The 10,341-nt window shown below is 36.8% G+C and carries 10 protein-coding genes; all 10 read left to right on the forward strand.

Features of this window, described 5'->3' with window-relative positions; all coding sequences use genetic code 11:
- Window positions 1–456: proton-conducting transporter membrane subunit (locus ACIQZ6_RS10360; RefSeq protein WP_395810798.1), on the forward strand; the 456-nt coding region annotated here is incomplete at its 5' end.
- 44 nt (window positions 457–500) lie between these two features.
- Window positions 501–1,160, forward strand: coding sequence for a DedA family protein (locus tag ACIQZ6_RS10365; protein ID WP_395810800.1), 660 nt, complete (start codon window positions 501–503; stop codon window positions 1,158–1,160).
- A gap of 6 nt (window positions 1,161–1,166) precedes the next feature.
- Window positions 1,167–1,709 (forward strand): inorganic diphosphatase, encoded by a 543-nt coding sequence (locus ACIQZ6_RS10370; protein WP_395810802.1) that lies wholly within the window; start codon window positions 1,167–1,169, stop codon window positions 1,707–1,709.
- A gap of 5 nt (window positions 1,710–1,714) precedes the next feature.
- On the forward strand, window positions 1,715–3,034 hold the full coding sequence (locus ACIQZ6_RS10375; RefSeq protein WP_395810804.1) for a hemolysin family protein: 1,320 nt from the start codon (window positions 1,715–1,717) through the stop codon (window positions 3,032–3,034).
- A 15-nt stretch (window positions 3,035–3,049) separates the two neighbouring features.
- Complete coding sequence (locus tag ACIQZ6_RS10380; protein ID WP_395810806.1) at window positions 3,050–3,751, forward strand: 16S rRNA (uracil(1498)-N(3))-methyltransferase; 702 nt, start codon at window positions 3,050–3,052, stop codon at window positions 3,749–3,751.
- The gene (locus ACIQZ6_RS10385) at window positions 3,748–4,419 is read left to right on the forward strand and encodes a DUF4159 domain-containing protein (protein ID WP_395810808.1); all 672 of its coding nucleotides are present in this window, start codon (window positions 3,748–3,750) and stop codon (window positions 4,417–4,419) included. The genes ACIQZ6_RS10380 and ACIQZ6_RS10385 overlap by 4 nt, the downstream gene beginning before the upstream one ends.
- A 3-nt stretch (window positions 4,420–4,422) precedes the next feature.
- Entirely contained in the window at window positions 4,423–4,923 is a 501-nt protein-coding gene (locus ACIQZ6_RS10390) for an acetyl-CoA carboxylase biotin carboxyl carrier protein subunit (RefSeq protein WP_395810810.1), read from the forward strand.
- Between the two features lie 118 nt (window positions 4,924–5,041).
- Entirely contained in the window at window positions 5,042–6,781 is a 1,740-nt protein-coding gene (locus ACIQZ6_RS10395) for a GMC family oxidoreductase (protein WP_395810812.1), read from the forward strand.
- A 4-nt stretch (window positions 6,782–6,785) separates the two neighbouring features.
- Complete coding sequence (locus tag ACIQZ6_RS10400; protein ID WP_395810814.1) at window positions 6,786–7,472, forward strand: gluconate 2-dehydrogenase subunit 3 family protein; 687 nt, start codon at window positions 6,786–6,788, stop codon at window positions 7,470–7,472.
- A gap of 183 nt (window positions 7,473–7,655) precedes the next feature.
- Window positions 7,656–10,115 (forward strand): bifunctional YncE family protein/alkaline phosphatase family protein, encoded by a 2,460-nt coding sequence (locus ACIQZ6_RS10405; RefSeq protein ID WP_395810816.1) that lies wholly within the window; start codon window positions 7,656–7,658, stop codon window positions 10,113–10,115.
- The last annotated feature ends 226 nt before the right edge of the window (window positions 10,116–10,341 follow it).

Below are 10,341 nucleotides of genomic sequence, written 5' to 3' on the forward strand. Positions count from 1 at the left end.
CCACTTTCTGGAAACTCAGTGTTTGTTTATGCAAGTGCTTATTCTATTGCATCAATTATTGCATTTGCAGTATTGATCCTTGTTAAGCGCCAAACCGGATCTGATAATTTTGAAAGCTTCAATGGATTGGCACGTAAGAATCCATTTATAGCCTTTACCCTAACAGTTGCAATGCTTTCTTTGGCAGGGATACCATTAACAGCTGGATTTATCGGCAAGTTTATGATGTTTTCAACTGCTCTTTCAGAGTATCATATCATCATGGTGGTTCTTGCTGTAGTAAATGCAGTAATAGGCATTTTCTATTATTTAAAGGTTATTGTAGCCATGTATTTTAAATCTGCAGAACGAAATGAGGTACAGTCTTCGCCTTACTTTAATTTTGTACTCGGATTTTCTGCACTTCTTACTATCCTAGTTGGTGTGTATCCAGGGTTTATATCCAACCTTTTCTAGTCTAAAATATTCTATAAATAGTGTAGCTTTACGCATATAGAATTATGCACGAGATTTGGGATTATCTTCAACATCTTATTGATCCGGTAAAACTACTTAGGGAAGGAGGATTTTATCTTCTTCTTTTCGTCATTTTTGCCGAGACTGGATTATTTTTTGGATTTTTTCTTCCAGGAGATTATCTATTATTTCTTGCAGGCATGTTTGTTGCTACAGGAAAATTGGATGTATCTATCTTCATTTTAATTGTAGGCTTAATTGCTGCTGCGGTTATCGGAAATTTTGTTGGTTATTGGTTTGGCAATAAAACTGGGCCAGTTTTGTACCAAAGAGAGGATACTTTTTTCTTTAAAAAGAAATACTTAAAAGCAGCAGAGGTTTATTATCGGAAACAGGGGGCTTTTGCTTTGATCATGGGGAGGTTCATACCTATTGTGCGTACCTTTGCACCCATTATTGCAGGTATAGTGAAGCTTGATTTTAATAAATTTGCATTTTATAATATTACCGGTGCTTTTCTTTGGATTACATCTTTAACTTTGCTAGGATTCTTTCTAGGACGAAGTTTTGAGAAAGAGATCAATGATTACTTATTATACATCATTGTTGGTTTTATTTTAATTACAACTATTCCGCTTATTATAACGTATTTAAAAAGGAAAATCGGAGGAGACAGAAGCGATGATGAAGAGCCAAATCCTTAAAAAAACATGAGTAAAGACCATCCCTGGCATAATGTTTCTCCTGGCGAAGATATCCCTTCCATCGTAAATGCTATTATAGAAATTCCTAAAGGATCAAAAGCTAAATATGAAATCGATAAAGAGTCGGGCCTAATCAAGCTTGACCGAGTATTGTTCTCTTCAGTTATGTACCCTGCTAACTATGGCTTTATCCCACAAACCTATTGTGATGATAAAGATCCATTGGATATATTAGTATTATGTTCTGTGGATGTTTATCCAATGTCTATTGTTGAAGCAAAAGTTATTGGAGTTATGCATATGGTAGATAATGGCGAGCAGGATGATAAAATTATTGCTGTTGCTAAAAATGATATGTCAGTAAACTATATTGAAGATTTGAAGGAACTTCCCCCTCATACTATGATAGAAATTGTAAGATTTTTTCAAGATTATAAGGCACTTGAACGCAAAAATGTGAGTATTGAACATTTGCTTGGCAAGAACTATGCTTATAAAGTAATTAGAGAAAGTTTAGAATTGTATACGACCACTTTTGTAAATTTATAATTATTATGGGTCTCGCATTATTTTTTACTTTCTTTCTTGTTTTTCTTAATGGATTTTTTGTTGCCGCAGAATTTGCTCTTGTAAAGGTACGGGCTTCCCAGATCGAAATTAAGGCAAAAACAGGTAGTCGTGTCGCGAAAATTGCAAAACACATGACCCAGCATCTGGATGGCTATCTAGCTGCAACCCAATTAGGGATAACTTTAGCATCTCTTGGTTTAGGTTGGGTAGGTGAAGCCGTGATGACTGATATTGTTAGCCGGTTTTTCAATTTTATACAAGTGGATATGTCGTCGACGGTTGCTACCAATATTGGACATGTACTGGCATTCGCAATCATCACAGTTTTGCATATTGTTTTTGGAGAATTGGCGCCTAAATCACTAGCCATACAACGGCCAATAGGTACCACTATGAGTATAGCTTTGCCCCTTCACTTTTTCTATCTCTTGTTTAGGCCTTTTATTTGGTTGCTTAATGGGTTCGCTAATTTTATATTGAAACTCCTTGGAATAAGTACAATTGGTGGTCATGAGGCTCACCACAGTTCTGAAGAACTACAGTATCTGCTTGACCAAGGGAAAGAAAGCGGTGCCTTAGAAACCAATGAGCATGAGCTGATTAAAAATGTTTTTGATTTTAATGAGCGCGTCGTAAAAAATATTATGGTTCCTAGAACTAAGATATCAGGTATTGAATTAAACACATCTCATAAGGAAGTCCTTGATATTATTATCCATGAAGGGTATTCCCGAATTCCAGTATATGATGAAACTATTGATAAGATAGTTGGAATTGTTCATGCCAAAGACATTCTTCCTTTATTGGCTGAAAATAAAGAGTGTATTCTTAAAGATATTATACGTATTCCATACTTTATTCCTGAAACCAAAAAGATCAATGATCTGCTAAGTGAACTTCAATTAAAACGCATCCAAATTGCAATCGTTCTTGATGAATTTGGTGGTACGGCTGGTATGGTAACTCTTGAAGATATTATGGAAGAGTTGGTAGGCGAAATTCAGGATGAATATGATGAAGAAAAGCCGATAGTTGAAGTAATGTCAAAAAATGAATTTATTATTGATGCTACTGCCTCAATTTATGATGTAAATGAGTTTCTTCCACATGATCTTCCTGAAGATGGCGATTATGATACAGTTGCTGGTCTTGTTAGCGAAATTTTTGGAAAGATACCCGACGTTGGAGAAACAAGTGATTTCAATGGATATACTATTACCATCCTTAAAAAAGCAGACCAAAACGTTGAATCTGTAAAACTTGAATTGGTAATTAATCGTGAGGATGCCATAGATTTACACTAAAAAGGAGGTCGGATAATGCATATTTTCTATACACCCGATATTCATTCAGATGCCTATATTCTTAGCGAAGAAGAAAGTAAACACTGTATAAAAGTTCTAAGGCTTGATGTTGGAAACTTACTTTATCTGGTAGATGGCAAAGGAGGATTTTATGATGCAGTTGTAGAAGATCCTCATCCCAAAAGAACAAAACTTAAGATTCTGAGTAAGCTTGAAAATTTTGGCAAGCGAAACCATTATGTACACATCGCAATTGCCCCAACTAAAAATATTGAGCGTGTTGAATGGTTTTTAGAAAAGGCTACAGAGATTGGTATCGATGAGATTACTCCAATAATTTGTGACCGTTCTGAAAGAAAGGAAATAAAAACCGAACGTTTAAATAAAGTAATTACTTCTGCAATAAAACAATCTATTAAGGCCTACCATCCAGTACTTAATGAAGCCATTCGTTACAGCGATTTTATAGCTAAAAGTAGCAATTCACAAAAATTTATAGCTCATTGTATGGATGAAGCTAAGTCTACCATTAAGGACCAGCTTATTCTAAATTCAAATTATTTAATAGTGATTGGACCCGAAGGTGATTTTACTCATGAAGAGCTTGAAGCTGCTGTAAAAAACGATTTTGTTCCTGTAAGCCTTGGCAATTCTAGGTTAAGAACCGAAACTGCAGCTCTAGAAGCTTGTTTTGAACTAAATTTTTTAAACAGATGAGAAATTTATTGAGCTCTGGCTTAGTATGTATAGTCTTTTTTTTGGGAGTACTATCTTTTGCTTTTATTGCTCCTTCTTATAAGCTGGCAAAACTGAAATATAATGGCGGTGGCGATTGGTATGCCAACCGTACTGCTCTTTCAAATTTGATCAGCTTTTGCAATAAGAATTTGGGCACCAACTTTGAAAAGGATGAGGTCATTGTTGAAGCTGGGAGCGCAGATATTTTTAATTACCCATTTGTGTATTTAACTGGGCATGGTAACATTGTGTTCAGTGATCAGGAAGCAGCAAATTTGCGGAAGTATTTAATGGGTGGCGGCTTTTTGCATATTGATGACAACTACGGTTTGGATAAATTTATCAGACCACAAATGAAACGGGTTTTTCCTGAACTTGATTTTCAAGAGTTGCCTGCTAACCATATACTATATAATCAAAAATTTAAGTTTCCATCTGGTCTTCCTAAAATTCATGAACACGATGGTAAACGTCCGCAAGGAATGGCTTTGATTTATCAAGGAAGAGTTGTTTGTTTTTATACTTTTGAAAGTGATCTTGGGAATGGCTGGGAAGATTCAGGAACTTATGCCGGCGATTCAGAAGAATCAAGGCAAAGAGCTTTAAAAATGGGTTCAAATTTGATACAATACGCTTTAACACAGTAATTCATGCTCAAGATAAAGGTAAATAACAAGTTCAATTTTGAACGCTCTTCAGAATTGAATCAAATAGTAATCAATGGCCTTCCTTTTCATGGAGATATTTTAAAGATAAATAGCCGGTCATTTCATGTTCTTTATAATAATAAATCATTTAATGCCGAGCTCATAGACTTTGACAAGGAACAAAAAACCTGTTCTGTTAAAGTGGGCAATACCATCTACTCCATGCAAATGACTGATCAGTTTGATGAACTTTTGCATCAATTGGGAATGGATAATTTGACTACCGCAAAAATTTCTGAAATCAAGGCCCCTATGCCTGGTTTGGTTTTAAGAATTTTGGCTTCCGAAGGCCAAGAGGTTCAAAAGGGAGGCAATTTGCTTGTACTTGAAGCAATGAAGATGGAAAATATTATAAAAGCTCCAGCCAATGTGATGATCAAGTCTGTAAAAATAAACCCTGGCGATAAAGTTGAAAAGAACCAGGTCATGATGATCTTTTCTTGATTAATTACATTTAGATCAAAAATAATTAGTTCTGTAATTTTATTTTCTTTGGGCAAATAAATATTGTTTATTTTCAAAAAAAACTTTTTAAGTAAAAGGTTATAACACTATTTAACTGATGGCTATAGAAATTAAAACCAAGGGCGAATTATACGACGTGTGTATTGTAGGTTCAGGTGCAGGCGGGGGTATGGCGGTAAAAATACTTACAGAAGCTGGATTAAAGGTTGCATTGTTAGAAGCAGGACCTGATTATGATCCGGCTAACCCGGAACAACAAACTCAATTAAAATGGCCTTACGAATCTCCTAGAAGGGGTGCTAATACAAATCGTGCCTTTGGCGATTTTGATGCTGCTTATGGCGGATGGGAAATAGAAGGTGAACCCTATACCCGAAATAATGGAACTCAATTTGATTGGTTCCGTTCCAGAATGCTTGGTGGGCGCACGAATCACTGGGGAAGAATTTCTCTTCGTTTTGGGCCTAAAGATTTTAAGCGCAGAGACTTTGACGGATTAGGAGATAATTGGCCAATTGGCTATGACGATGTCAAACCATATTATGATCGCGTTGATAAAATGATTGGGGTTTTTGGTACTAAGGAAGGGATATATAATGAACCGGATGGTTACTTTTTACCTCCTCCAAAGCCAAGGTTACATGAGTTAATGATTAAAAAAGCGGCTAATAACATTGGTATTCCTGTTATTCCGGCTAGATTGTCAATTTTAACAAGACCCATTAATAAAGATCGTGGCTCCTGCTTTTTTTGTAATCAATGTAGTCGTGGTTGTACAGTGCATGCCGATTTTTCATCTTCTACTTGTCTGGTTAAACCAGCCAGAAAAACGGGAAATGCCGATGTGTATGTAAACGCTATGGCACGTGAGGTTTTAACGGATAAAGAAGGTAAAGCAACTGGTGTTTCTTACGTAGATAAGACGGATATGCAGGAATATCAGGTCAATGCAAAGGTGGTTGTTTTGGCTGCAAGTGCCTGTGAATCTGCTCGTTTACTTCTTAACTCTAAATCTTCTGCCCATCCAAATGGATTAGCAAATTCAAGCGGAATGGTTGGAAAATATCTTCATGACTCTACAGGTGCATCAAGGGGTGCGTTTATCCCACAACTTATGGATAGAGAACGATATAATGAAGATGGTGTTGGTGGATTGCATTTATATATTCCTTGGTGGCTTGATAATAAAAAGCTTGATTTTGCTCGTGGCTATCATATCGAATTTTGGGGCGGCTTAGGTATGCCATCGTATGGTTTTGGATTCGGGATGGAAAATACTAACGGAAAATATCCGGGAAAAGATGGTAAAATGAAGGCTGCAGGTGGATATGGTGCGTCTTTAAAAGATGATTACCGTAGATACTATGGTTCAACAGTTGGTTTTGCCGGTAGAGGTGAAAGTATTCCAAGAATTGAAAACTATTGCGAAATAGATCCTGGTGTGGTTGATAAATATGGAATTCCAGTATTGAAATTTAATTACAACTGGACTGATCAGGAAGTAAAGCAAGCAAAACACATGCAGGATACTTTTGAAGAACTTATTCATTCTATGGGAGGTATTGCAAATGGCGAAAAACCAGGCGAAGACCGCAAATACGGACTTGAAGCACCAGGTAGGATTATTCATGAAGTGGGAACTACCCGCATGGGTAATGACCGTAATACTTCGGTGCTAAACAAGTATAATCAGGCACATGATGTAAGAAATCTATTCGTGGTAGATGGTGGTGCATTTGTTTCGCAGGCAGATAAAAATCCTACTTGGACTATCTTAGCCTTATCTATGCGTGCTTCAGAATATATCGTTGATCAATTAAAAAAGCAAAATATTTAATCAGATGAATAGAAGAGACTCACTCAAAGCATTGGCTGTTGGTACAGTCAGTGTTGGTACTATTTTAGCAACTTCATGTGATAAAAAGGATTCTAAAAGCGCTGCTGGAAATGGCAAGACTGGAGTTTATGGTCGTACAGCTGAAGAGAAGCTGATCGATGAGAAATTAATGTCTGAAACTTTCTTTAGCGCAGCAGAACTTAGTACAATCACCATTTTGGCGGATATCATTATTCCAAAGGATGAACATTCTGGAAGTGCAAGCGATGCTAAAGTGCCTGAATTCATCGAGTTTATTGTCAAAGATCAGCCAAAGTATCAGCTTCCAATGAGAGGTGGATTAAAATGGCTTGATGTTAAATCACTTAAACTCTTTAAAAAATCGTTCGCTGAAGCTGGAAAAGATCAGCAAATTGAATTGGTTGAACTCATTGCATTTCCAGAGAAGGCTGCTCCCGAAAATTTATCTGGAGTAAGCTTTTTTAATACCATGCGTAATTTGACTGCAACGGGTTTCTTTACCAGTAAAGAAGGAATTTCTGATATGGCTTATAAAGGTAACCAGCCTAATGAATGGAATGGTGTTCCAGATAATGTATTAAAACAATACGGGCTTGAATATGATCAGAAAACATTAGACGAATGTCTAAAGCCCGAAGATAGAGGTAAGATCATGACATGGGATAGTTAATTGGAATCGGTTATACTATTTATTCAGCATTATTTAAATTTACAAGACCGGAGCTAATGCTTCGGTCTTTTGTATTTTATTTGATATTATCCTAATATCTTATTAATACAGAAAGCCTTTATTTGTATTAAATTATTGATATTTATTCCCTTTAATTAGCGTCTTACCATAAATATTTAAACCATGCAACTTTTCAAAATCCATTCACTTTTAAGAGTAATTACTCTATTCGTATTGCCTTTGCTACTTGCAACAGATAGTGTGGCTCAAACCATACCAGGTAGCTCAAAATCAGGTAAAGTTTTATTACCTAATGGATGGTCATTAAGTCCGGCAGGTAGGTCACTGCCCTTGGGCGATTTGCCTCTGAATATTCAGATCTCTGCTTCACAAAAATTAATGGCAGTAACCAATAATGGACAAAGCAAGCAGAGTATTCAGTTAATTGACCCACAGTCTGAGAAGATATTGCATGACCAACCTATTAAAAAGGCTTGGTATGGTTTAAAATTTAGTGCCGATGAGAAAAAACTCTATGCTTCTGGTGCAAATGATAATATCATATTGATTTATCCGATCATCAAAAAAATGCTTGGAAAAGCTGATACAATTGTACTTGGAAAAGCATGGCCAATTGAGAAAATTGGCCCGACAGGAATTGAAGTTGATGATGCAGGAAAACGTTTATATGCAGTTACCAAGGAAAATAATTCGCTCTATATTTTTGATTTAAGTACAAATAAATTAGTGAATAAAGTCAATCTGGGTTCAGAGGCCTATGATTGTCTGCTTTCACCAGATAAAACTAAGCTGTACATCTCTTTATGGGGAGCAGATAAACTAGCCATTTATGATATAAAGGCTCAAAAAATAACTTCTGAAATATTGACAGAAAACCATCCAAATGAAATCATTCAAAATAGAACGGGTAAATACTTGTTTGTGGCCAATGCGAGTGATAATTCAGTATCTGTAATTGATGCCAAAGCCAGAAAAGTTATTGAAGTTATCTCAACGGCGCTCTATCCAACGAGGCTTTCAGGGTCAACTACCAACGGGCTTGCATTATCTGAGGATGAAAAAACCTTGTATGTAGCCAATGCAGATAATAACTGTTTGGCGGTATTTAATGTATCAAATCCTGGAAAAAGTAGTTCAAAGGGCTTTATTCCTACAGGTTGGTATCCAACTAATGTGCGAGTAGCCGGTAAAAAAATCTTTGTTTCTAATGGGAAAGGGTTTACCTCTATGGCAAATCCTGATGGTCCTCAGCCTTTTAAAAAGACAGACGATAGCGGTGTGCATGTAGGCATAAGTGCTCAAAAAGAGGTTCAGTACATTGGTGGTTTATTTAAGGGTACCTTATCTATCATTGATCAACCTACTGATCAGCAATTGAAAATGTATTCGAAGCAGGTTTATGCAAATACACCTTATAACAAGCAAACCGAAGTAATTTCAAAAGGCCTAGCAAATAATCCAGTTCCAAATGTTCAGGGAGGGAAATCGCCTATTAAATATGTATTCTATGTAATTAAAGAGAATCGCACGTATGATCAGGTATTTGGAGATATTAAAGAAGGTAATGGCGATCCTAACTTATGTCTCTTCCCTGAAAAGGTAACGCCAAACCATCATGCACTTGCCAAAGAATTTGTACTTCTTGACAACTTTTATGTAGATTCAGAAGTGAGTGCCGACGGGCATAATTGGAGTATGGCAGCCTATGCTACAGATTATACCGAGAAAACCTGGCCTACCAGTTATGGTAGCAGAGGTGGAACGTATGATTATGAAGGCAGTCGTCAAATTGCTTACCCACGTGATGGATATATTTGGGATTATGCAAAAAGGGCAGGTATTTCTTACCGTAGCTATGGAGCATTCGTTACAAAAGATGGTCCAACAACTAAATCACTTGTAGGACATACAGCAACAAACTATCCCAGCTACAATTTGGATATAAAAGATATTGACAGAATTACTGCTTTCAAATCAGATTTCGATTCTTTATTGGCAATGAATGCGGTAGCTCAGTTTAATACGATCAGGCTTGGAAATGATCATACCAGTGGGCAGCGTATTGGTAAACTAACTCCAACCGCTCAGGTTGCTGATAATGATTTGGCTCTAGGCCTACTGGTGGAACATATTTCCAATAGCAGTATTTGGAAGGAATCAGCTATTTTCGTACTAGAGGATGATGCTCAAAATGGTCCTGATCATGTTGATGCTCACCGTTCACCAGCATTCGTGATTAGTCCATATATCAAACGTAATTCCGTAAATAGTTCAATGTATTCTACCTCGGGTATGCTTCGAACAATAGAGTTAATCTTGGGGCTTCCACCTATGAGCCAGTATGATGCAGCTGCTGTGCCATTTTCTGACTGCTTTACCACTAAGCCAGACTTTAAGCCTTACCGGGTTAGGGCAGCAAATGTAGATCTAGAACAACGTAATGTTGCCTGGAACAAAAGCGCTCAACGTTCTCAAGAATGGAATTTTGCAAAAGAGGATGCAGCACCTGACCTAGACCTGAATGAGGTTGTTTGGAAATCTGTTAAAGGCGAAGATTCCATTATGCCTGCGCCGCGTAGAAGCGCATTTGTGAAACTCGAACAAAAGAAGAATGACGACTAAATCAATCCTTAAAAAAGATTAAAGGTAAAACACTCGAGCACGACCAAGTTAAATCAGGAATGCAAAAACACTTTTTCACTATTTTTTTAATTGCGATAACGCTTCCTGTTTTTGCTCAAAATTTAGGGGGAAAGGTTTTTAATCAAATTACGAAGGCCAGCCTTTCAGGAGTTAATATTAAACTTGAAGGTTCTACCTCTTATGCTTTTGCTTCTGATGATAATGG

Source organism: Daejeonella sp., from assembly GCF_044348475.1.
GTDB lineage: Bacteria > Bacteroidota > Bacteroidia > Sphingobacteriales > Sphingobacteriaceae > Daejeonella.